The 21,353-nt window shown below is 69.3% G+C and carries 23 protein-coding genes; 13 read left to right on the top strand and 10 right to left on the bottom strand.

Going from position 1 to position 21,353, the window contains the following annotated elements; genetic code table 11:
• Nucleotides 1–13 precede the first annotated feature (13 nt).
• Nucleotides 14–934 carry a cation diffusion facilitator family transporter gene (locus tag AWC03_RS08365; RefSeq protein WP_085240051.1) on the top strand — a complete coding sequence of 307 codons (921 nt, stop codon included), beginning with the start codon at nucleotides 14–16 and terminating at the stop codon, nucleotides 932–934.
• Between the two features lie 15 nt (nucleotides 935–949).
• Here AWC03_RS08365 and AWC03_RS08360 read toward each other — a convergent pair whose 3' ends face one another.
• From AWC03_RS08360 to AWC03_RS08345, 4 genes are all read right to left on the bottom strand, one after another.
• On the bottom strand, nucleotides 950–1,888 hold the full coding sequence (locus AWC03_RS08360; protein ID WP_085240050.1) for a cytochrome c oxidase assembly protein: 939 nt from the start codon (nucleotides 1,886–1,888) through the stop codon (nucleotides 950–952).
• 42 nt (nucleotides 1,889–1,930) lie between these two features.
• On the bottom strand, nucleotides 1,931–2,275 hold the full coding sequence (locus tag AWC03_RS08355; RefSeq protein WP_085240049.1) for a DUF732 domain-containing protein: 345 nt from the start codon (nucleotides 2,273–2,275) through the stop codon (nucleotides 1,931–1,933).
• Nucleotides 2,276–2,351: 76 nt separating this feature from the next.
• Entirely contained in the window at nucleotides 2,352–3,860 is a 1,509-nt protein-coding gene (locus tag AWC03_RS08350) for an alanine/glycine:cation symporter family protein (RefSeq protein ID WP_085240048.1), read from the bottom strand.
• 251 nt (nucleotides 3,861–4,111) lie between these two features.
• Entirely contained in the window at nucleotides 4,112–4,432 is a 321-nt protein-coding gene (locus AWC03_RS08345) for a DUF732 domain-containing protein (protein ID WP_249025844.1), read from the bottom strand.
• A 123-nt stretch (nucleotides 4,433–4,555) separates the two neighbouring features.
• Here AWC03_RS08345 and AWC03_RS08340 point away from each other — a divergent pair, with 123 nt between their 5' ends.
• The 3 genes from AWC03_RS08340 to AWC03_RS08330 all read left to right on the top strand — a co-directional run bounded on the left by AWC03_RS08340 (nucleotide 4,556) and on the right by AWC03_RS08330 (nucleotide 6,426).
• A complete protein-coding gene (locus AWC03_RS08340; protein ID WP_085240047.1) occupies nucleotides 4,556–5,302 on the top strand; it encodes a Clp protease N-terminal domain-containing protein in 747 nt (248 codons plus the stop codon).
• 87 nt (nucleotides 5,303–5,389) lie between these two features.
• Nucleotides 5,390–5,923: a hypothetical protein gene (locus tag AWC03_RS08335; protein WP_085240046.1), complete on the top strand. Its 534-nt coding sequence runs from the start codon at nucleotides 5,390–5,392 to the stop codon at nucleotides 5,921–5,923.
• A complete protein-coding gene (locus AWC03_RS08330) occupies nucleotides 5,911–6,426 on the top strand; it encodes a GNAT family N-acetyltransferase (protein WP_085240045.1) in 516 nt (171 codons plus the stop codon). Before AWC03_RS08335 ends, AWC03_RS08330 begins: the two co-directional genes overlap by 13 nt.
• On the opposite strand, the gene zapE is transcribed toward AWC03_RS08330, so the two are convergent.
• Complete coding sequence (zapE, locus tag AWC03_RS08325; RefSeq protein WP_090423091.1) at nucleotides 6,404–7,495, bottom strand: cell division protein ZapE; 1,092 nt, start codon at nucleotides 7,493–7,495, stop codon at nucleotides 6,404–6,406. The two genes, AWC03_RS08330 and zapE, sit on opposite strands and share 23 nt — an antisense overlap.
• Here zapE and AWC03_RS08320 point away from each other — a divergent pair.
• The 4 genes from AWC03_RS08320 to msrB all read left to right on the top strand — a co-directional run bounded on the left by AWC03_RS08320 (nucleotide 7,494) and on the right by msrB (nucleotide 11,642).
• Complete coding sequence (locus AWC03_RS08320; RefSeq protein WP_085240043.1) at nucleotides 7,494–8,255, top strand: pyrimidine reductase family protein; 762 nt, start codon at nucleotides 7,494–7,496, stop codon at nucleotides 8,253–8,255. The two genes, zapE and AWC03_RS08320, sit on opposite strands and share 2 nt — an antisense overlap.
• 14 nt (nucleotides 8,256–8,269) lie before the next feature.
• Nucleotides 8,270–9,829 carry an alpha/beta hydrolase gene (locus AWC03_RS08315; RefSeq protein WP_090423090.1) on the top strand — a complete coding sequence of 520 codons (1,560 nt, stop codon included), beginning with the start codon at nucleotides 8,270–8,272 and terminating at the stop codon, nucleotides 9,827–9,829.
• 18 nt (nucleotides 9,830–9,847) lie between these two features.
• The gene (gene aftC, locus AWC03_RS08310) at nucleotides 9,848–11,149 is read left to right on the top strand and encodes an arabinofuranan 3-O-arabinosyltransferase (RefSeq protein ID WP_085240041.1); all 1,302 of its coding nucleotides are present in this window, start codon (nucleotides 9,848–9,850) and stop codon (nucleotides 11,147–11,149) included.
• Nucleotides 11,150–11,231: 82 nt separating this feature from the next.
• Nucleotides 11,232–11,642, top strand: a complete 411-nt coding sequence (gene msrB / locus AWC03_RS08305) for a peptide-methionine (R)-S-oxide reductase MsrB (protein ID WP_085240040.1) — start codon at nucleotides 11,232–11,234, stop codon at nucleotides 11,640–11,642.
• 98 nt (nucleotides 11,643–11,740) lie between these two features.
• Here msrB and AWC03_RS08300 read toward each other — a convergent pair whose 3' ends face one another.
• The 5 genes from AWC03_RS08300 to hemE form a co-directional block, all read right to left on the bottom strand.
• On the bottom strand, nucleotides 11,741–12,589 hold the full coding sequence (locus AWC03_RS08300; RefSeq protein WP_085240039.1) for an endonuclease domain-containing protein: 849 nt from the start codon (nucleotides 12,587–12,589) through the stop codon (nucleotides 11,741–11,743).
• 82 nt (nucleotides 12,590–12,671) lie between these two features.
• On the bottom strand, nucleotides 12,672–13,439 hold the full coding sequence (locus AWC03_RS08295) for a class I SAM-dependent methyltransferase (protein WP_085240038.1): 768 nt from the start codon (nucleotides 13,437–13,439) through the stop codon (nucleotides 12,672–12,674).
• Nucleotides 13,436–14,131, bottom strand: a complete 696-nt coding sequence (hemQ, locus tag AWC03_RS08290; protein ID WP_085240037.1) for a hydrogen peroxide-dependent heme synthase — start codon at nucleotides 14,129–14,131, stop codon at nucleotides 13,436–13,438. Before hemQ ends, AWC03_RS08295 begins: the two co-directional genes overlap by 4 nt.
• A gap of 5 nt (nucleotides 14,132–14,136) precedes the next feature.
• Nucleotides 14,137–15,492, bottom strand: a complete 1,356-nt coding sequence (locus AWC03_RS08285; protein ID WP_085240036.1) for a protoporphyrinogen oxidase — start codon at nucleotides 15,490–15,492, stop codon at nucleotides 14,137–14,139.
• On the bottom strand, nucleotides 15,489–16,538 hold the full coding sequence (gene hemE / locus AWC03_RS08280) for a uroporphyrinogen decarboxylase (RefSeq protein ID WP_085240035.1): 1,050 nt from the start codon (nucleotides 16,536–16,538) through the stop codon (nucleotides 15,489–15,491). The genes AWC03_RS08285 and hemE overlap by 4 nt, the downstream gene beginning before the upstream one ends.
• Before the next feature lie 47 nt (nucleotides 16,539–16,585).
• On the opposite strand from hemE, the gene AWC03_RS08275 reads away from it, so the two are divergent.
• The 5 genes from AWC03_RS08275 (at nucleotide 16,586) to AWC03_RS08255 (ending at nucleotide 21,322) form a co-directional block, all read left to right on the top strand.
• Entirely contained in the window at nucleotides 16,586–17,407 is an 822-nt protein-coding gene (locus tag AWC03_RS08275; protein ID WP_085240034.1) for an enoyl-CoA hydratase/isomerase family protein, read from the top strand.
• 174 nt (nucleotides 17,408–17,581) lie between these two features.
• A complete protein-coding gene (locus AWC03_RS08270) occupies nucleotides 17,582–18,217 on the top strand; it encodes a DUF3000 domain-containing protein (RefSeq protein ID WP_085240033.1) in 636 nt (211 codons plus the stop codon).
• A gap of 1 nt (nucleotide 18,218) precedes the next feature.
• Nucleotides 18,219–19,505, top strand: coding sequence for an HRDC domain-containing protein (locus AWC03_RS08265; protein ID WP_085240032.1), 1,287 nt, complete (start codon nucleotides 18,219–18,221; stop codon nucleotides 19,503–19,505).
• Nucleotides 19,506–19,688: 183 nt separating this feature from the next.
• Complete coding sequence (locus tag AWC03_RS08260) at nucleotides 19,689–20,948, top strand: EspA/EspE family type VII secretion system effector (protein WP_085240031.1); 1,260 nt, start codon at nucleotides 19,689–19,691, stop codon at nucleotides 20,946–20,948.
• Nucleotides 20,949–21,004: 56 nt separating this feature from the next.
• A complete protein-coding gene (locus AWC03_RS08255) occupies nucleotides 21,005–21,322 on the top strand; it encodes a type VII secretion target (protein ID WP_085240030.1) in 318 nt (105 codons plus the stop codon).
• Nucleotides 21,323–21,353 lie beyond the last annotated feature (31 nt).

The raw sequence follows: 21,353 nt of genomic DNA, 5'->3' as shown, positions 1-21,353 counted from the left end.
GCATGCTTGCCCTATGCACATCGTCAACGGCGTCCGTGATCCCGCAGCAAGTTTCCCTCTCGACACCGTCACCGACGATGCGGGCGAGCGTCGGCAGGCCAACCGGGCCATCGCCGTCAGCGCCATCGGACTGGCGCTGACGGGGCTCGTCGAATTGGCCATCGCCTTGCTCTCCGGCTCGGTGGCCCTGCTCGGCGACGCTTTACACAATCTTTCCGACGTCTCCACCAGCGTCCTGGTGTTCGTCGGGTTCCGGGCTTCGCGCAAGGTCCCCACCGAGCGCTATCCCTATGGTTACGAACGCGCCGAGGACCTGGCCGGCATCGGTGTGGCACTGGTGATTTGGGGTAGCGCCGCCGTCGCCGCCTACGAGAGCGTCGAGAAGCTGCTCCGGCACGGCGGCACCGGATATGTGGGCTGGGGCATCGCCGCGGCGATCGTGGGAATCGCGGGCAACCAGCTGGTGGCCCGCTACAAGTTGGTGGTGGGCAAGCGAATTCGCTCGGCGACCATGGTGGCCGACGCCAAGCACTCCTGGCTGGACGCGTTGTCGTCGGCGGGGGCGATGCTCGGGCTGGTCGGCGTGGCGCTCGGCTGGGGTTGGGCCGACGCCGTCGCCGGGATCGTCGTCACCGGGTTCATCTGCCACGTCGGCTGGGAGGTGACCGCCGACATCGCTCACCGCCTGCTCGACGGCGTCGACCCCGAGATCGTCACGACCGCGGAGGCCGTCGCCGCCACCGTGCCGGGCGTCACGCACGCGCACGCCCGGGCCCGGTGGACGGGCCGGACCTTGCGCGTCGAGGTAGAGGGTTTCCTCGATCCCGACACTCCTCTGGCCGCGGCCGACCGGATCGGCCGCCTGGTCGCCGCCGCGCTGGCGCCACGGATCCCCGAGATGCACAACTTCGCCTGGACGGCACGGGCCGCCTGAACCACGGCCTGGGCGTCAGCCCCGGCGGAACCGCTCGCGCAGCTCCGGATCGTTCTCCCACCACAGTCCCGACGGCGCGGCGCTTCCGTCCTGGGCCCCCTCCGCCGTGTCGAGTTCGGCGTCGACCCGCACCGCATGCGCCTTCTCGTCGCGGGACAGGGCGCGCATCAACAGCAGCACGAACGGCCATCCGACCAAGTCCCCGAGAATCCACAAGACGCCGGCGCCGATCGTTTGGTCAAGCCGCTGATCGGGACCCCAGGATCGGTGCAGATCCGCGTAATACGCCGAGCCGATCAATGCGCCCTGCCAGATGACCAACCCCAGCACGCCGTCGCCGAGGGCCTCGCCGACGGTGATCAGCAGCGAGATCGACTGCGGGTACCTGCGGGGCACCGGGTCTTCCTGCAGTCGAGCATAGAAATACCCAAAGCCGATGGCCACCAGCGCGATTCGAGTCGGGGTGCCCACCCATTCGTTTTCCAGGGCCGCGGTGTACCAGGAAGTCAGGTAGAGCAGCCACGGCGTGGCCAGCATCGCCACCGACGTGGTTGCGGGGTGCGCGACCACCCGGGCCAGGCGCGTCGCCAGCAGCCGATCCACCCGGTCGCGACCGCCCGGCCCCAGCGCGGCGCGCAGGACGGTGATCGGCTTGCCTTGGGCGATCAACAGCGGCACGACGTAGAGGAGCAGCACCACCTGCAAGGCCCGCACCCAGAACAGGACGTACGCGTAGGCGCCGATCGCGCTCGTCGTCGCCAGCAAGCATACGACCGCACCCGCGGCGAACCACGCGGCTTGAGCGCGCTGGGCCGACTGCTCGGTGTCCCGGGCCCGTCGGTAGCACCAGACGTATACGGCGACGAGCAGGGCGATCACCGCGACGGAGACCGGGTCGGGTCGCCACTCCTGGACTGCGGCGCCCCACGTCAACGGTCCGGGATCGGCACGCACAGCTACCAGCGTAGTGCCGGGCACAACTGGGGCGATCGGCGCTCAGTTGCCCGTCGCGCCCTCGGGCTTCGGCCCGCGGTCTTCGCCGGTGATGTACTTCGGGCAGTAGTGCGCTGCCGAGAGGTAGGTGAACTTGGCGGCGCTGGCCCCGTGAAAATCCGGATTCTGGTTGCGCAGGTCGGTCACGATCTTCGCATCCGACTGCCCGTCGTCGAGCAGGTCGCACACCGCCTTGCCGATCGTGATCGCGTTGCCGCCGTCCTGGTAGGTGATGCCGGCATCGCGCAGGTCTTTGAGGAAGTCCTGATCGTTGTCGATGTCGGCGTGCGCGGGCGCGGCCAGGCCGATCGCGGCGGCGGCGCTCGCCAGAACCAGTAGGGATCGCATAACGCAGCGATTCTCGCAGACCCACCGGCGAATGGCATCTCGTCGGGCAAACGGTGGGTGAACTCTTGCCGGCCGGCTATGCCGCCGGCGCCCGGGAGAATCGCGGCGCCGGGCGGCGCATCGTCAACGATTCCGGCAGCGCGCCGACCTGCCGGCGCTCCGCGGGTTCCCAGATGTCGCCGTCGAGCACACCCGGCAGGGCCGCCTCGCTGGCGACGAACACGGGCGCCCGGCCCTGCGCGAACTGCCGGTGATAGTCCTTGAGCGCCGCGAACGCCCACTTGCCCAGCAAGCAGATCGTAACCAGGTTCGCGATGGCCATCACCGCCATCGTCAGGTCGGCGAGCGCCCACACCAGCGTCAGCTTGGCCAACGCGCCGAAGACGATGGACACCAGCGTGACCACCTTCAGCACGTTGGCCGCCAGGCGCCGCCCGCCCAGGTAGAACAGATTGGCCTCCGCGACCACGTAGTTGCTCAGGACCGACGCGAACGCGAAGACGAACACGACAGCGGTCACCAGCAACGTGGTCCACGAGCCGAGGTCGGCCGCGATCGCGGACTCGGTCAGGCTGGCGCCGGCGACCGCCCCCAAGCGGGCCGGGTTATAGGTTCCGGGTCCCGACAGCAGCACGATGAACGCCGTCGCCGTGCAGATCACCATGGTGTCGACGAACACGGCGAGCGACTGAATCAGGCCCTGTTCCACCGGATGCCTCACGGTCGCGGCGCCGGCGATGTTGGGCGAGCTGCCCATCCCGGCCTCGCAGGCGAACAGCCCCCGTTTGACACCGGTGAACATCGCGGCGAGCACACCACCCGCGAAACCGCCTGCCATTTGGCGGATTCCGAAGGCCCCGCCAATGATCTCCCTGATCACCATCGGCAGCTCGGTGATGTTGACGGCCACGATTCCCAGCGCCAGCAGCGTGTACGCCAGCGCGACCACCGGAAGCACCGATCCGGCGAATTGGGCGACCCGGCGCACGCCACCGAACAGCACGGGCGCCGCCAGCACCGCCAAAACGACTGTGGTCCAACCGACTCCGACGCCGTGCGACGACTGCAGCACCCCGCTGATCGCGTTGGTCTCCACCATGTTGAACGCGGTGGAGAACGTGACAACCAACAGCATGGCGAAGGCGATGCCGCCCGCCCGTGACCGCAGCCCGCGTTCGATGTAGAACGCGGGACCGCCACGGAACGCGCCGTCGTCCGAACGGACTTTGAAGATCTGGGCCAGGGTGGCCTCGATCAACGCGGTGGCCATGCCGACCGCCGCCACCACCCACATCCAGAAGACGGCACCGGGCCCGCCGACCGTCAGCGCGATGGCGACGCCCGCGATGTTACCCGTGCCCACCCGCGACGCCAGACCCACGCAGAACGCCTGGAACGACGAGATACCGCCGTCGTAATGGTGCGCCCGCCGCAGCTGCCGAAGCATGCGCCCGAAGTAGCGGATCTGAATGAAGCGGGTGCGCACCGTGAAATAGGCACCGCCACCGATCAGCAAATAGATCAAAACGTGTGTACTGAGGAGGTTGCTCAGGGGTTCGACCAACTGCTGCTGAAGAAAGTCCAAACCCTGCTCGCTTTCGACTACGGCCGCTGTCCGTCGCCGAAATGGTATGGAGCAATTGTTGATTACACGTTTCGTTCACCCGCCGTTAGGGCGCGGATATGTAAAAAGCGGATCACATCATCACCGCGGCGCCGCCGCCGGGAGGCGGCGTCGGGCACCCAAAGCGGCTGGGGGCAATACGAGTTGGCCGCGGTCGGCAAATCGTTGGCGACGTCCCGCTGACGGCCCGCCACCGGGGCCGTCCCGGGCGGCTAGGAGCTGGCGGTGGTGGTCGCCGGGGTGGACGACGAAATCGCGTCCGGGCAGTAGGCACTGGCCGCGATCGCGGTGAACTTCTCCGCTTTCTCCTCCGTCAGCGCGGCGGCCTTCGATGTCATCGCCTTCGCGATGTCCGGCATCGCCGTGCCACCGCCGGCCGCCGAGCACACGTAGTGAGCGGCCTGGATGACCTGGCCCGGATCGGCATAGGTGAAGCCGGCCGAATCCAGCGACGCAAGGAAGGCGTCGTCGGTGTCATCGGCGTGCGCGGGCACAGCCAGGCCGATCGCGGCCGCAACGCTGGCAATTGTCAAAACGAGCTTCATAAATTCGAAATCGTTCCAGACCCGGCCGCAGGTCCGCAGCCGGCGAAACAATTCTTAACGATCGTCAACCCGTGGTTGACACCTGTGTGGCGTCAACCTATCGTTGACGACATGTCCGACCCGACCCGCATCGCCTACCCGGTCCGCCTCGACGAACTGATCAACGCCATCAAATCGGTGCACACCGACGCGCTGGACCAACTGGCCGACGCCGTGCTCGCCGCCGAGCACCTGGGCGAGGTCGCCGACCACCTGATCGGGCACTTCGTGGATCAGGCCCGCCGCTCCGGGGCGTCGTGGACCGACATCGGCAAGAGCATGGGCGTCACCAAACAGGCGGCGCAGAAGCGCTTCGTGCCGCGCGCCGAGCCGACCACCCTGGACCCCGAACAGGGCTTCAGCCGCTTCACCCCGCGGGCGCGGGGCGCGGTGGTGGCCGCCCAGAACGCCGCGCACGACGCGGCCAACGACGAGATCACCCCCGACCACCTGCTGCTCGGCGTGCTCAGCGATCCTTCCGCCCTGGCCACGGTGTTGCTGCACCTGCAAAAGATCGACACCGAGGCGTTGCGCGCCGCCGTGCAGCTACCCCCGGCGGGCCCCACGACCCCCGACCTGATCCCGTTCAGCGGACCCGCACGCAAGGCACTCGAGCTGACCTTCCGGGAAGCACTTCGCTTGGGCCACAACTACATCGGGACCGAGCACCTGCTGCTGGCACTGCTCGAGCTCGAGGACTCGTCGCCCGACGAAGGCCCGCTGCGCCGATGCGGCGTGGACAAGGGCCGTGTCGAAAGCGATTTGATCAAGGCGCTGGAATCGCTCGGGGCGGGAACAAGCGCCCGCGCGCAGCGCTGACCGGGGTGTGGTCGACCCCTCCCGACCGCTCGACCGGGTGTGCGATCATTCGAAGGTCCCCTTCCCAGGGTGCCTAGGAGGCAAGACATGGCGAAGACGCACCGGTGGTTGATCGTCTTGTCCGCGTTCCTCGTCGCCGCGGCGAGCGTCACCGCCGTCGCCGTTCTTCCCGCTCCCCGCGCCTGGGCCGGCGACGCCCCGATCGGCCACATCGGTGACACGCTGCGGGTGGACACCGGCACCTACGTCGCCGACGTCACGGTCGCCGGGGTGTCACCCTGCGATCCGCCGCCCGGCTTCGGCTACACCCGCGAAGGCACCTACAAGGGCTTCCCCGGCAGCACCGTCGAACGCGCCGACGTGGTCGTTCATGCCGTCCGGGTGCCCAATCCGTTCATCATGGCGACGAACTTCAGCTTCGACGGGGTGACGCCGTTCGCCGACGCCTACAAGCCGCGGGCCTCCGATGCGCCCGACGCGCTGGACAACGTGCTCACCAACGCGCCCAACGGTGCGGTGGTGCGCGGCGAAGTGTATTGGGACGCCTACCGCGATCCCGTCTCCACCGTGGTACTGCTGGACAAGAAGACGGGTTACCACCTCGCGCAGTGGAACCTCTGACAAGCACCGTACGCGTCGTCACGACGGATTCCGTCGACGTCCGGCAGCTGGCCGATATCGCCGCGCGCACCTTCGCATTGGCCTGCCCGGCGTCCGTGCCGCCCGAGAACGTCGCGGCGTTCGTTGACGCCAATTTGTCGGCCGCGCGCTTCACCGAGTACCTGACCGACCCGCGACGCGCGATCCTGACGGCGACGATCGACGATCGAATCATCGGTTACGCCATGCTAATTCGCGATGCCGGCAACGACACGGCGGAACTGTCCAAGATCTACGTCGCGGCCGAGCACCACGGGACCGGGGTGGCGGCCGCGCTGATGGACCTAGCGCTGGCCACCGCCGCAGAATGGGGAGCGGCCCGCGTGTGGCTGGGCGTCAACCAGGCCAACCAACGCGCACAACGCTTCTACGCCAAGAGCGGCTTCACCGTCACCGGCACCCGGACCTTTCAGGTGGGCGACAGCGTCGAAGATGACTTCGTCATGACCCGTGCGGTTCGTTGACCGTCAGCGCCACAAGCCGAGACATGGCCCGCAGATACTTCTTTCGATAGCCGCCGGCGAGCATCTCCTCGCTGAAGACGCAGTCCAACCTGTCGCCGGAAGCGACCACCGGAATGCCGGCGTCATACAACCGGTCGGTCAGCGCCACCAGCCGCAACGCCACGTTCTGGTCGTCGATGCCGTGCACGCCGGTCAAGAACACCGCGGTCACCCCTTCGATCAGGGTGAGGTACCGCGACGGGTGCATGGTGGCCAAATGCGCGCACAGCGCGTCGAAATCGTCGAGCGTCGCCCCGTCGACCCGCGCGGCGCGCGCGGCGACCGCTTCGTCCGACACCGGCCGCGGCGCGGGCGGCAGCCCCCGGTGCCGATAGTCGGGACCGTCGATCCGCACGGTCGTGAAAATGCTTGCCAGGGTGTTGATCTCACGCAGGAAATCCTGGGCGGCGAACCGGCCCTCGCCGAGCTTCTCGGGCAGCGTGTTGGAGGTCGCGGCCACCGACACCCCCCGCTCGACCAGCGACGAGAGCAGCCGCGCGATCAGCGTGGTGTTGCCGGGGTCGTCCAGCTCGAACTCGTCGATGCACACCGCCGTGTAGTCGGCCAGCAGGTCCACGCATTCGGCGAAGCCGAACACCCCGGCCAGCTGGGTCAGCTCTCCAAATGTCGCGAACGCCTTGGGAGTTGACGACTCCGGCCCGTCGCCGGGCAGCTCGTAGTAGGCCGACGCCAGCAGATGGGTCTTGCCCACACCGAACCCGCCGTCCAGATACAACCCGACACCGGGGAGCACCGCCCGCCGGCCCGACAACTTTCGCCGGCCCGCGCGGCGTTGCACCGCCTGGCGGCAGAAGTCCCGGCACGCCGCGACCGCGGCCGACTGTGTCGGCTCGGCCGGATCGGGCCGGTAGGTCGCGAAGCTCACGTCGGCGAACGTTGGGGGCGGCCTCAATTGGGCGATCAGCCGCTCCGGCGACACGGTCGGATGCCGGTCCACCAGCCGCGCCACCCGGCGCGAAGGGGACCCGTGCATGCCAGAACTGTAGCGGCGTGTTGCAATCAACCTCATGGGCCTTCCCGAGACGCCGCTGTCGCTGCTCGGATCGCAACGCGAACTCACCGACGGTGAACTCCGCAGGTTTTACGACTATCCCGAAGGCGACGGGAGGTGGGTGCGGGCCAATTTCATCGCCAGCGTGGACGGCGGGGCCACCTCCGGCGGCAGCAGCGGAACGATGGGCGGCCCCGGCGACCGGTTGGTGTTCAACCTGCTGCGCGAGCTCGCCGACGTCATCGTCGTCGGGGCGGGCACCGTGCGGGTCGAGGGCTACTCGGGCGCGCAGCTCAGCGCGGCCCAGCGTCAGCGGCGCCAGGCCCGCGGGCAAAGCGAGGTCCCGCAGCTGGCGATCGTCACCAAGTCGGGTCGCCTGGACCGCGACATGACGGTGTTCACCCGGACCGAGGTGCCGCCGCTGGTGCTCACCTGCGCGGCGGCGGCGGCCCCGGCGCGCCAAGTGCTCACCGACCTGTGCGAGGTCATCGACTGCTCGGGCAGTGACGCCGGCGAGGTCGACGAGGCCGCCATGCTGGGTGTCCTCGGCGATCGCGGACTGCGCCGCATCCTGACCGAGGGCGGACCGATGCTGCTCGATTCGCTGATCCAGCGCGACATGCTCGACGAGCTCTGCCTGACCATCGCGCCGTACCTCGTCGGCGGGCTGGCCCGACGCATCGCGACGGGACCCAGCCAGCTGCTGACCCGGATGCGCTGTGCCCACGTTTTGACCGACGACGCCGGTTACCTGTACACCCGCTACGTCAAGGCCTAGCTACTGTGGTCGACATGAGTCGGCAGATCACGCTCGCCACGGTCTTGGTTGCGGTGACCACCGTGGTCGCCGGCTGCGTCCCGGGCCTGGCCGCCGACCCGCGCTTCGCCACCAATTCCGGTGCCCGGCCCCAAGGGGCGACCACCGCCAAGCCGCCCCCCAAGGGCCCGCCGCCGCTGGCCGCCCCCAAGAACGACCTGCCGTGGCACGACTGCACGTCGAAGGTGTTCGGCGACGCCGCGGTCCCGCCCGCCGCCGGCGTCCAGCTGGACTGCGCGAACTACGACGCGGACCTGGACCCGAACGGCGGTGGGACCGGCAACGTGAGCGTCGGCGTGGTCCGGGCGCGCTCGAACCAGACGCCGCGCGACGCCGGCCCGCTGGTGTTCACCACCGGCTCGGACCTGCCGTCCTCGGCGCAGCTGCCGGTCTGGCTGTCGCGCGGCGGCGCCGACGTGCTGCAGACCCACCCGATCGTGGCCGTCGACCGTCGCGGCATGGGCATGTCGAACCCGATCGACTGCCGGGACACCTCCGACCGCCAGATCATGCGCGACCAGGCGCAGTTCCAAACCGGCGACGACCCTGTCGCCAACCTGTCCGAGGTCGCGAACACCGCCACCACCAACTGCACCGACGCCATCGCGCCCGGAGCGTCCGCCTACGACAACGCCCACGCCGCCTCGGACATCGAGCGGCTGCGGACGCTGTGGGACGTCCCCGCCGTCGCGCTGGTCGGGATCGGCAACGGCGCCCAGGTGGCGCTGGCCTACGCCGCGGCGCGCCCCGACAAGGTCGCCCGGCTGATCCTTGACTCGCCGGTTGCGTTGGGCGTCAGCGCCGAAGCCGGCGCCGAACAACAGGTCAAGGGCCAGCAGGCCGCGCTCGACGCGTTCGCCGCCCAGTGCCTGGCGGTCAATTGCGCGCTGGGCCCCGACCCCAAGGGCGCCGTCAGCGGGTTGCTGGCCGACGCCCGCGCCGGCAAGGGGCCCGGCGGTGCGTCGGTGGCACAGCTGGCCGACGCCATCACCGTCGCGCTGGGCTTCCCCGCGGGCGGCCGCGTCAACGCCACCACCAACCTGGCCAACGCCCTGGCGGCCGCCCGGTCCGGGGACACCAATCAGCTGACCAACCTGATCAACCACGCCGACGCCACCCGGGACACCGACGGCCAATTCGTCAACACCTGCAGCGACGCCGTCAACCGCCCCACCCCGGACCGGGTGCGCGAGCTGGTCGTCGCGTGGGGCAAGCTGTACCCCCAGTTCGGCACCGTCGCGGCGCTCAACTTGGTCAAGTGCGTGCACTGGCCCACCGGCTCGCCGCCGGCGCCGCCGAAATCGTTGAAGGTCGACGTCCTGCTGCTGGGCGTGCAGAACGACCCGATCGTCGGCACCGAAGGGGTCGCCGCGACGGCGGCCACCATCATCAACGCCAACGCGGCCAGCAAGCGGGTGATGTGGCAGGGCATCGGCCACGGCGCCAGCATCTACTCGAATTGCGCGGTCGCCCCGCTGATCGGCTACCTCAACAGCGGCAAACTGCCCGGCACCGACACCTACTGTCCCGCCTGACTTTCCGGGCCGGCCCCGGTGTACGGTGCGCTGGTGACCGCAGCTGAATCGACCCGAGCCGGCTTGCGCGACTGGATCCTGGCCGCCTTCCGCCCCCGCAGCGGCCCGCCGAGCACCGCCACGATATTGCGGTCGGCGCTGTGGCCGATCGCCATCTTCTCGGTACTGCACCGCAGCATCATCCTGCCCCTCAACGGCAACATCACCGACGACTTCAAGCCGGTCTACCGGGCGGTGCTCAACTTCCGGCACGGCTGGGACATCTACAACGAGCACTTCGACTACGTCGACCCGCACTACCTGTATCCGCCCGGCGGCACGCTGCTGATGGCGCCGTTCGGGTACCTGTCCTTCACGCCGTCGCGGTACCTGTTCATCCTGATCAACACCATCGCCATCCTGGTCGCCTGGTACCTGCTGCTGCGGCTGTTCAAGTTCACGCTGTCCTCGGTCGCCGCGCCCGCGCTGTTGCTGGCCATGTTCTGCACCGAGAGCGTGACCAGCACGCTGGTCTTCACGAACATCAACGGCTGCGTCCTGTTGGCGGAGGTGCTGTATCTGCGGTGGTTGCTGGACGGCCGGCCCAGCCGCCAGTGGTGGGCCGGATTGGCGATCGGCCTGACGCTGACACTCAAACCCGTCCTCGGGCCGTTGCTGCTGCTGCCCCTGCTCAACCGCCAGTGGCGTGCCCTGGTTCCGGCCGTCGCCGTGCCCGTCGCCGTCAATGTGGCCGCGTGGCCGCTGGTCAGCGACCCGATGGACTTCGTCACCAAGACGCTGCCCTACATCCTGGGCACGCGCGACTACTTCAACAGCTCGATCGAGGGCAACGGCGTCTACTTCGGCCTGCCCACCTGGTTGATCGTGTTCCTGCGGGTGCTGTTCACGCTGCTGGCGATCGGTGCCCTGTGGCTGCTGTACCGCTACTACCGCACCCGCGATCCGCTGTTCTGGTTCACCGGATCGTCGGGGGTGCTGCTGTTGTGGTCGTGGCTGGTGCTGTCGCTGGCCCAGGGCTACTACTCGATGATGCTGTTCCCGTTCCTGATGACCGTGGTGCTGCCGAACTCGCTGATCCGCAACTGGCCGGCGTGGCTGGGCATCTACGGCTTCATGACGCTGGACGACTGGCTGATCTACCGGTGGATGAGATATGGCCGCGCGCTGCACTACCTGAAGATCACCTACGGCTGGTCGCTGCTGTTGATCGTGGTGTTCACCGTGCTGCTGTTCCGTTACCTGGATGCCAAAGCCGAGAACCGGCTGGAAGACGGCATCGATCCGGCGTGGTTGACGCGCGAGCGTGAGGGCGTGCGGTGATCGCAAGCGCAGCGGAGCCGGCGCCGGGGGTACCCCCCGCTTGCGGGGGGCGGGGCACCGCGACTTTCGCTAGCGTGGATGCATGACAACCCCGAAGCTGCGGCTGACCGAGGACGAGTGGCGGCAGAAGCTCACGCCCGAGGAGTTTCATGTGCTGCGTCAGGCCGGCACCGAGCGGCCCTTCACCGGTGAGTACACCGACACCAAGACCGAAGGCGTCTACCAGTGCCGGGCCTGTGGCGCCGAATTGTTCCGCAGCACAGAGAAGTTCGAGTCGCACTGCGGCTGGCCGTCGTTCTTCGACCCGGCGAACTCCGACGCGGTGATCCTGCGGTCCGACCGCTCGCTGGGGATGACGCGCACTGAGGTGCTGTGCGCGAACTGCCACAGCCACCTGGGCCACGTCTTCACCGGCGAGGGCTACCCCACCCCCACGGATCAGCGCTACTGCATCAACTCCATCTCGCTGCGCCTGGTGCCGTCGGGTTCGTAGCCGCCGGGTTCGCTGGCTCTCCGGCTTCCGCGACGGCGCGCCTTGCTCCCGCGACACATAAACCGTTGCGACGACACGCCGCAAGGCGTCGCGACGGCTTATATCTCGTGGCATCCCCGACGAGCGAGCGCACCGCGGACCCGGCTCAGGACCTCCTGCGGTTTGTCTTCCGCGATCACCCGGACGACGATCCAGCCGAGTGTCTCGAGCTTGCGTATCCGCCACTGATCCCGGGCATATTGTCGGCGGTTGCTGCGGTGGTGGTCGCCGTCGTACTCGACCGCGACCTTGTATCGCTCCCAGCCCATATCGAGCACGCCAACCATCCGCCAGCCCTCATTCACTGCGATCTGCGTTTCGGGAGCCGGCATCCCGGCGTCGATCAACAGGAGGCGCAACCAGGTCTCCTTGGGCGACGCGGCACCGGGATCGACGAGCGGAAGCGTCGCGCGTAATCGCCGCAGGCCCCGCGCACGCGGGTAGCGCGTGGCCAGGGCCAGCACCTCGTCGGGGCGAAACGGGCTCGCCCGCATCAGCGCGTCGAGGCGCGCCACTGCCTCATCCCTAGGGAACTGCCTGGCCAGGTCGTAAGCCGTCCTCGCCGATGTGGTGACCGGCAGACCTGCCACGCCGGTCACCTCGTCGGGCTCAACCCGCTGATTGCGGGTGAGTACGCCGGCGGGTGCGTGCTGATTGCCCCAGATGAGTTCGATGGGCTCGTCGTCGTCGATCCATTCGGAGCCGTGCAGGGCAGCCGCGGCAAGCCCGGCCACAACACCGCGTCGGCCCGACCACAGCCAGGCCCCGACGCAGCGCGTTCGCAACGACCGGGTGGCCCGCTCCCCCAGGTACACGTCGGGGTAGATCGCACGAAATCCGATTCGCAGCTGATACGGGCTCAGCCTGCCCTGTCGCACGGCCTCGCTGCCGATGAACACGTCCTCCACGAACGAAAGACGCCGGCGCCCGGCCGGAGGATCCACGAGACATAAGCTGCTGCGACGGTTTCCGGCGTGTCGTCGCAAAGGTTTATGTGTCGCGGAAAAAACGCGACACGCGGGTGGCGTGCACTTCCCAGAACGGGGCGTGCACCCGGCCGTCGACCAGCCACGGCTCCATCAAGCGGAACTGCTCCAGCAGTTCCTGGACTTGATCGGCCGTATCCGGGTTTCGCGCGGCCATCATCTCCAGCGACTCGGTGCTCATGTTGACCAGATAGGTGGTCGGGCCCAGGTAGGTGATCTCCCAGCCGCAACGGGGAAGCACGTCACGAAAAGCCTTGTCGGACAACGTCCGCAGCATTTTGAAGCCGTTGACGTTGTGTTCGCCGAACTCGAACATGTACAGCCGCGCACCGGGTTTCGTCGCACGGTGCAACGCGTGCAGGTAGGAGTGCTGCAGCTCGGGGTCGGTGCTGAAGGTGTGGTAGAAGGCGCAGTCGACGACGGTGTCGAACCGGCCGTCCATGCCGTCCAGCTTGGTGGCGTCGGCCAGTTCGAAGTTGACCGAAACCCCGGCCTTGCGGGCGTTTTCGCGGGCCCGCTCCAACGCGCCCGCCGACCCGTCGATGCCGGTGGCCGAGTAGCCCTGGGCGGCGTAGTAGATCGCGTGGTGGCCCGGCCCGGTGCCCGGGTCGAGCACCTCGCCCTTGATCGCGCCGAGCGCGACCAGCCGCTGGACCACCGGTTGCGGCCCGCCGATGTCCCACGGCGTGGCGGCGGGCAATCCGTGCGACGTCCGCTCGTCGCGGTACATCTCCTCGAATCGGGCGGGATCGGTGACGTCCGGCTGGCTCATGGCAGGGAGTTCACCAGCTGCTCGACCGCCACCCGCGGGCCGGTGAAGAACGGCGTCTCCTCACGGGTGTGGCGGCGGGCGTCGGTGGCGCGCAGCTCCCGCATCAGGTCGACGATGCGGTGCAGTTCGGGGGCCTCGAAGGCCAGGATCCACTCGTAGTCGCCGAGCGCGAAGGCCGGCACGGTGTTGGCGCGGACGTCCTTGTATTCGCGCGCGGCCATGCCGTGTTCGGCGAGCATGCGGCGGCGCTCCTCGTCGGGCAGCAGGTACCACTCGTAGGACCGCACGAACGGATAGACGCAGATGTAGTTGCCGGGCTCCTCACCGGCCAGAAACGCCGGGATGTGGCTCTTGTTGAACTCGGCCGGCCGGTGCAGCGCCACGCTGCTCCACACCGGCGAGCTGGCCTGCCCCAGCGCGGTGGTGCGCCGGAAGTCGGCGTAGGTGGCCTGCAGCGCCTCGACCCGTTCGGCGTGGGTCCAGATCATGAAGTCGGCGTCGGCCCGCAGGCCCGCGACGTCGTAGAGGCCGCGCACCACGACGCCGCGCTCCTCCTGCTGCTTGAAGAACGTCGACGCCTCGTCGATGACGTCGTCGCGCTGGTCACCGAGTTCACCGGGCTCCACGGAGAACACCGAGAACATGAGGTAGCGGATCGTGGAGTTGAGCGTGTCGTAGTCGAGCTTGGCCATGGAACCTATCGTGCCACTTCCGCCGCGAGGGCCTCGACCGCGCGGCCGGCCGCCCCGACGCATGCCGGCACGCCGATGCCGTCGAGGTAGCTGCCCGCCACGGCGAGCGTCGGCGGCAGGCCCGCCCGAATCTCGGCGACCAGCTCGGCGTGGCCGGGACCGTACTGCGGCATCGCCTCGATCCAGCGCTGCACGCGGGCATCCACCAGATTGACGTCCAGACCGAAGACGGTGGCCAGATCGTCCACCGCCCACTCCAGCAGCTCGTCATCCAGCGCCGTCTCGGCCAGGGCGTCGCCGCATCGACCGAACGACAGCCGCAGCAGTTGCGTGTCCCCGCGCGCGCCCCACTTGCGCGACGACAGGGTGATCGCCTTGCTGTGCAAGGCTTCCCCGCTGGCCACCAGCACGCCGGAGCACTGCGGCAGGGCGGTGTCACCCGGCACCGCCAATGCCACCACCACCGACGACGCGCTGGTGATCCGGCCGGCGGCGGTCGCGCTCGCGGGCGCGACGTCGGCGATCAGGCGCACCAGCCGCGGGGCGGGGAGGGCGAGGATGACCGCGTCGGCGTGCCAGCGGGTGCCGGCGTCGTCCAGCAGCGACCATCCCGGCCGGGCCGGCTCCAGCCGCTGCACCGCGGCCCGTACCCGGCGCGGCCGGGCGCGCTCGACGAGCGCGTCGAGCAGGACCTGGTAGCCACCGTCCAACGCCCCGAACAGTGGGCCGCCGGTCGCCGGGGGCAGCGCCTGCCGGACCGCCTCGGTCAGGCTGGTGGCGCCGCGGTCCAAGGCCGCCGCGACGCCCGGGGCCGCCGCGCGCAGGCCGATCGTGGCCGCCGAACCTGCGTACACCCCGCTCAGCAGCGGGTCCACCGACCGGGCGACGACCTGCTCGCCGAACCGCTCGCCCACCAGGTCGGCCGTCGCGGGATCGCTGCCGGGCCGCCAGTCCAGCGGGCGGCCGGGCTCGGCTTCGATGCGCGCGACGGTCGCCTCGTCGACCAGCCCGGCCATCGAGGCGGCCGACGACGGAATCCCGACCACCGTGCCGGTGGGCAGCGGATGCAACGTCCGCCGGCTGTAGATCAGCGGCCGGGCGCCGGTGGACTCCAGCCGGCGCTCCGACAGACCCAGCTCGGCCAGCAGCGCCGGCATCTCGGGCCGGCGCAGGATGAACGCCTCGGCGCCGACGTCCATGGTCTGCCCGCCGACCCGCTCGGTGCGCAGGATCCCGCCCAGCCGGTCGCCGGGTTCGAACAGCATGATGGCCGCGTCGTCGCCCACCGCCGCCCGCAGCCGGTACGCCGCCGTCAACCCCGAAATTCCGCCCCCGACAACGCAATACGAGGGCGACGTCATAGCGAGTGGACCAGCGACACCAGGTCGGTCAGCACGCAGGGGTCGGTCTCGGGCAGCACGCCGTGGCCGAGGTTGAAGACGTGACCGATCGCGCCCGCGTCGACCGCGCGGCGCCCGTCCTCGACCACCGCCCGGGCCGAGCGTTCCACGGCCGGCCACCCCGCCATCAGCACCACCGGGTCGAGGTTGCCCTGTAGCGCCGTCCCCGGCGCGACGCGGGCGGCCGCGTCGGTGAGCGACGTCCGCCAGTCCACACCCACCACCGTCGCGCCGACGGCCGACATGGCGCCCAGCAGCTCGGCGGTGCCGACCCCGAAGTGCGTCATCGGCACGCCGTGCTCGGCCAGCGCGCCGAACACCCGGGCGCTGTGCGGCTGCACGTAGGTGCGGTAGTCGGCGAGCGACAGCGCACCCGCCCACGAGTCGAAGACCTGCACGGCGTCCACCCCGGCCTCCAGCTGCGCCCGCAAAAAGCCGACGGTGATGTCGGTGAGCTTTTCCATCAGCGCGTGCCAGGTGGCCGGCTCGGCCAGCATCATCGCCTTGGTGCGGGCGTGGTGTCGGCTGGGGCCGCCCTCGATCAGATAGGACGCCAGGGTGAACGGCGCACCAGCGAACCCGATCAGCGGGACGTCGCCGAGCGCCGCCACCAGCAGCGTGACGGCCTCGGACACCGGCTGGATCCGTTGCCGGTCAAGGGGTTTCATCGCGTCGACGTCGGCGGCGGTGCGCACCGGCGACGCGATGACCGGCCCGACCCCCGCGACGATGTCGAGGTCGACGCCCGCGCCGAGCAGCGGCACCACGATGTCGGAGAACAGGATCGCCGCGTCGACGTCGTGGCGGCGCACCGGCTGCAGGGTGATCTCGCAGACCAGCTCTGCGTCGAAGCAGGCCGCCAGCATGTCGGTCTGGGCCCGCAGCGCCCGGTATTCGGGCAGCGAGCGACCCGCCTGCCGCATGAACCAGACCGGGATTCGGTTGGGTTTCCCACCGGTGACGGCGGCCAGATACGGCGACTCGGGAAGGTCGCGGCGAGTACTCATTGTCCTCAATGCTGCCATGACGGTGCCGCTGCGTAATATCGACGACCGTGCCAGTCAGCCAGCCGCCGGTCAGCTACGACGAGTTCCCCAGTCTGCGCTGTGAGGTGGGCGACGACGGCATCCTGACGCTGGTGCTCGATGCGCCCGGCCTCAACTCGGTCGGGCCGCAGATGCACCGCGACCTCGCCGACGTCTGGCCGGTGATCGCCCGCGATCCGGCCGTGCGGGTCGTGCTGGTCCGCGGCGAGGGCAAGGCCTTCTCCTCCGGCGGCAGCTTCGACCTGATCGCCGAGACCATCGGCGATTACGAGGGCCGCATCCGCATCATGCGGGAGGCCCGCGACCTGGTGCTCAACCTGGTCAACTTCGACAAGCCCGTGGTCTCGGCGATTCGCGGCCCGGCCGTCGGGGCGGGCCTGGTGGTGGCCCTGCTCGCCGACATCTCCGTGGCGGGCCGCGCCGCCAGACTCATCGACGGGCACACCAAGCTGGGCGTGGCCGCGGGTGACCACGCCGCGATCTGCTGGCCGCTGCTGGCCGGCATGGCCAAGGCCAAGTACTACCTGCTCACCTGCGAGACGTTGCTCGGTGAGGAAGCCGAGCGCATCGGCCTGGTGTCCACCTGCGTCGACGACGACGACGTGCTGGCGACGGCGACGCGCATCGCGGAGGATCTGGCCCGCGGCGCCCAGAACGCGATCCGCTGGACCAAGCACAGCCTCAACTACTGGTACCGCATGTTCGCGCCCGCCTTCGACACCTCGCTCGGCCTGGAGTTCCTCAGCTTCAGCGGCCCCGACGTGCAGGAAGGCCTCGCCGCGCATCGGGAGAAGCGGCCCGCCCGATTTACCGGCGGAACAAGGTCCTGAGCTGGGTCGATAGGCTGCCATGGGGTCTTATAACGGCTTGATCGCGGTCGGCGCGCCTGATGCCGCGCGTCCGCCGATGGGTCTACCGTCGGACCCTGTGACCCGTGCCGTGACGACGCAGGACTGCGCAGATGGGGCGGGGGCACCACCCGCTTGCGGGGGAGAGTGGCGCTCATGACCTACGCCGCGCCGCCGCGAAGTGGCCTGGATGAACAGGAGCGGCGCCAAGTGACCTCAGCTGAACCGGAGCCCTTCCGCGAGGCGGTCGCGGCCATGAACGGCGTCACCGTGCGGCCGGAGATCGAGCTGGGCCCGATCCGCCCGCCGCAACGCCTCGCGCCCTACAGCTACGCGCTGGGAGCCGAGGTCAAACATCCCGACCGCGAAATCATCCCCGAGCGATCCGACGGCGACGCCTTCGGCCGCCTGATCCTGCTGTACGACCCGGAAGGCGCCGACGCGTGGGACGGCACCATCCGCCTGGTCGCCTACATCCAGGCCGACCTGGACCCCAGCGAGGCCGTCGACCCCCTGCTGCCCGAGGTGGCGTGGAGCTGGCTGGTCGACGCGCTGGAATCCCGGATGGAGCAGGTCACCGCGCTGGGCGGCACCGTCACGGCCACCACATCGGTGCGCTACGGCGACATCTCCGGGCCGCCGCGCGCCCACCAGCTGGAGCTGCGGGCGTCGTGGACGGCGACCACGCCGCAAGTCGGCGTCCACGTCGAGGCGTTCTGCGAGGTACTCGAACACGCGGCGGGGCTCCCGCCGACGGGCGTGACCGACCTGAGCTCGAGGTCGCGCGCCTGACATGTCCGAGCCGGCCGCCGACGGGCAAGGCAGCACCGAGCCCGGCAGCAGCGAACCCCAGCCCACCCCGCTGCTGCGCCCGGCCGAAGGGATCCCCAACCTCTCCGTGACCGTCCGCCAGATCGAGGCGGCGGCCGAACTGCTGGAGCGTGGGCGTGGACCGTTCGCGGTGGACGCCGAGCGCGCGTCCGGTTTCCGGTACTCCAACCGGGCCTACCTGATCCAGATCCGGCGGGCCGGCGCCGGCACCGTGCTCATCGACCCGGTGAGCCACGAGGCCGACCCGCTCGAGGCGCTGCGGCCGGTCGCCGAGGTGCTGCGCGACGACGAATGGATCCTGCATTCGGCCGACCAGGACCTGCCCTGCCTGGCCGAGGTCGGCTTGCAGCCGTCGGCGCTCTACGACACCGAGCTCGCCGGCCGGCTGGCCGGGTTCGAGCGGGTGAACCTGGCGACCATGGTGGAACGGCTGCTGGGGTCCGGTTTGGCCAAGGGCCACGGCGCGGCGGACTGGTCCAAACGCCCCCTGCCCGAGGAATGGCTCAATTACGCGGCGCTGGATGTGGAACTGCTCATCGAGCTGCGCACCGCGATCGCCGACGTCCTGGCCCAGCAAGGCAAAACGGATTGGGCCGCAGAGGAATTCGACTATCTGCGGGCGGCGGGCACGAAGGAGCCCGCGATGCGGCCGGACCGGTGGCGGCGCACGTCGGGGATCCACCGGGTCCGCGACCGGCGCGGCCTGGCCGCGGTCCGCGAGCTGTGGTTGACGCGCGACCGCATCGCCCAGCGCCGCGACATCGCGCCGCGGCGCATCCTGCCGGACTCGGCCATCATCGAGGCCGCCCTGGCCGACCCGAAGACGGTCGAGGAGCTCACCGCGTTGCCGGTGTTCGGCGGGCGCAATCAGCGTCGCAGTGCCGCCACGTGGCTGGGTGCGCTGGAGGCGGCCAGGCACACCAAGAATCCGCCCGTGGACGCCGAACAGCCGAACGGGCCGCCGCCGGCGGCGCGGTGGAGCCGGCGCAAACCGGAGGCCGCCGCACGGCTGGAGGCGGCGCGGGCGGCACTGTCCCAGGTGTCGGAGCGGGTCAACGTCCCCACCGAGAACCTGGTCTCCCCGGATCTGGTGCGACGGCTGTGCTGGGACTGGGAGCCCGCGCCCGATCCGCTCGAGGCGGTCGACGCGTTTCTGCGCGCCGGTCAGGCGCGGCAGTGGCAGCGGGAACTGGTGGATCCCCCGCTGGCCCGGGCGTTGCAGCCGCCCGCCGCACCCGAGGAGACCTAGGGCGGGGCGGAGCTATTCACTCGGCGCACGGGTGATCTTCGCTGCCGCCATTTCCTCGATGAGAGGCGGTCGGTAGCAAACCGCGACTAACGCCTGGATTGCCACAAAATTGGTGCTCTAGCCACCGTCTGGCAGCTGTTAGGCTCGACGCAAGGCACGAACTCCCTACTCGCAGAAGGGATCATGGAAATGGTCGTTGCCGCATCCGAAATCGGCGGTCTGGTAGGGAGCCTGGCCGGCATAGGAAAGAACGCCGCCGCAAAGGACTGGGTTGCGACCGGAATCGGCGCCGGCGCATTCGGCATGGAAACGACCAAAATTGTCGTCAAGGGGATCGCTGAGCGACGCATAAAGGCCGAGATAGAACGCGGTCTCGAGGAGCGAACAAATCCCTGGGCGGCGGAGGTGCCGATCATCGAATGGGGCATCGTCGCCATCACGGTTTTCGAGTATTTCCTTGGCCTTGGCGACGCCACCAAGGGAGCGGAGTTCGACAACGCCCGTTCCAAGCTCGATTCGCCCAAGAAAGACCTGGAGTCCGCCTTCCCCGACAGCAGATGGGAGGGCTCAGCGTCGGAAGAGTACGCCAAACAGAACCAAACCCAGCTGGACCGCGTGACCCTGATGCGAAATCAGGACCAGGCAATGATGAAAATCCTGGAGGCCGAAGTCGATCAGCTCACCGAGGTCCGCCGTGCCATCGCCGGAATAAAGGACGGCCTCACCGGCTGCATCTTTGTCGCCCTCCTGATCAAAGCCCAAGGGAGTGAAGCCTCGTCCCTGGTGTTTCAGAAAGTCGTCACCATCCTGGCGATCACCGCGACGGTGAGCGCCATTGGCTTCATGGAATTCTTCTCTGGCACGGAGACCCGGCCGAAGGTGCAGGAAGTAGTCCGGGAGTACGAGAAGATCATCGCGGAGATGAAAGAATATCTGTCGACTTCTCGGATTGCGCCATCCGCTCACATGGCGTCCTCGGCGACGTCCACCATCTCCGATTTCTCCACCGACTTCACGTCGTCCGAGGTTCCCGGCACATCCCTGCCGGCCGGTGCGGCCGCACCCGCCAGCCCGGCAACGGCTCCTCGCCTGAGCGAACTGATCCAGATGTCGGGCCAGCAGGTGAGGGGCATGCCCGCCCCGACTCAGCCGGCGGAGGCGCCCAGTCAAGCCGGCCAACCTGCAGGACAAACCTCGGCCCTGACCGGCCCCGGCTACCCGCAACGGTCGGCCTCCACCGCCCGGGAGCGCAAGGGGCCCGCCACCGCCGCCGACGGGACCCCGATAGCGGGTGCCGTCCCCGAGGACGTCACCGCGAGCGACGGCGCCGCAGTGGCGGGCGCGGCCGCGGGCGCCGCGGCGACCGAGCGCGCACCCGCCGCCGTCGCGGCGCTCGAAGCCGACCAGGCGGGAGAGCCGCGCCGGCCGCAGTCCGCCGTGTAAAGCACATTGACAACCCGATCTCTCTGCGGCGCAATCGAATCCAACGAGGAGGTTCCATGGCGAACTTGAGCGTCACGTCGAAGTACCTTGACGAAGTGCTGGCGCGCGCGCAGGACGCGACCAAGGAGGATTTCAAGTCGTCCGCCGGGGCGGTCGACGGAGTCGGCGTCAACGTGTGGGTCAACCATGGTCTGGCCTGCGGACCCGGCAATGATGCCGTCGTGGGAGTCGAGGTCCGCCGCGCGGAGGCGATCGGACTCATGATCGAGGTCGCCACCGACCTCGCCGCCAACCTGCGTGCCGCCGCCAAAGCGTACGACGGCATCGACCACGATGCCGCCCGAAACCTTGACAAACAGGTGCTTCCCGGCTGAGCTACCGGCTAGCCGAACAGGGGATGAATGC

Source organism: Mycobacterium europaeum (assembly GCF_002102155.1).
Taxonomy (GTDB): domain Bacteria; phylum Actinomycetota; class Actinomycetes; order Mycobacteriales; family Mycobacteriaceae; genus Mycobacterium; species Mycobacterium europaeum.
This window is presented reverse-complemented; position numbering and strand designations above follow the sequence as displayed.

Bases quoted from the DNA above. Each gene is read 5' to 3' on its own strand.
- zapE (WP_090423091.1), bottom strand. From the start codon at position 7,495: ATGAGGTTGATTGCAACACGCCGCTACAGTTCTGGCATGCACGGGTCC.
- AWC03_RS08295 (WP_085240038.1), bottom strand. From the start codon at position 13,439: ATGAGCCAGCCGGACGTCACCGATCCCGCCCGATTCGAGGAGATGTAC.
- AWC03_RS08335 (WP_085240046.1), top strand. From the start codon at position 5,390: ATGGCGAAGACGCACCGGTGGTTGATCGTCTTGTCCGCGTTCCTCGTC.
- AWC03_RS08255 (WP_085240030.1), top strand. From the start codon at position 21,005: ATGGCGAACTTGAGCGTCACGTCGAAGTACCTTGACGAAGTGCTGGCG.
- AWC03_RS08285 (WP_085240036.1), bottom strand. From the start codon at position 15,492: ATGACGTCGCCCTCGTATTGCGTTGTCGGGGGCGGAATTTCGGGGTTG.
- AWC03_RS08260 (WP_085240031.1), top strand. From the start codon at position 19,689: ATGGAAATGGTCGTTGCCGCATCCGAAATCGGCGGTCTGGTAGGGAGC.
- AWC03_RS08355 (WP_085240049.1), bottom strand. From the start codon at position 2,275: ATGCGATCCCTACTGGTTCTGGCGAGCGCCGCCGCCGCGATCGGCCTG.
- AWC03_RS08270 (WP_085240033.1), top strand. From the start codon at position 17,582: ATGACCTACGCCGCGCCGCCGCGAAGTGGCCTGGATGAACAGGAGCGG.
- AWC03_RS08320 (WP_085240043.1), top strand. From the start codon at position 7,494: ATGGGCCTTCCCGAGACGCCGCTGTCGCTGCTCGGATCGCAACGCGAA.
- msrB (WP_085240040.1), top strand. From the start codon at position 11,232: ATGACAACCCCGAAGCTGCGGCTGACCGAGGACGAGTGGCGGCAGAAG.
- AWC03_RS08315 (WP_090423090.1), top strand. From the start codon at position 8,270: ATGAGTCGGCAGATCACGCTCGCCACGGTCTTGGTTGCGGTGACCACC.
- AWC03_RS08365 (WP_085240051.1), top strand. From the start codon at position 14: ATGCACATCGTCAACGGCGTCCGTGATCCCGCAGCAAGTTTCCCTCTC.
- hemE (WP_085240035.1), bottom strand. From the start codon at position 16,538: ATGAGTACTCGCCGCGACCTTCCCGAGTCGCCGTATCTGGCCGCCGTC.
- AWC03_RS08340 (WP_085240047.1), top strand. From the start codon at position 4,556: ATGTCCGACCCGACCCGCATCGCCTACCCGGTCCGCCTCGACGAACTG.
- AWC03_RS08265 (WP_085240032.1), top strand. From the start codon at position 18,219: ATGTCCGAGCCGGCCGCCGACGGGCAAGGCAGCACCGAGCCCGGCAGC.
- hemQ (WP_085240037.1), bottom strand. From the start codon at position 14,131: ATGGCCAAGCTCGACTACGACACGCTCAACTCCACGATCCGCTACCTC.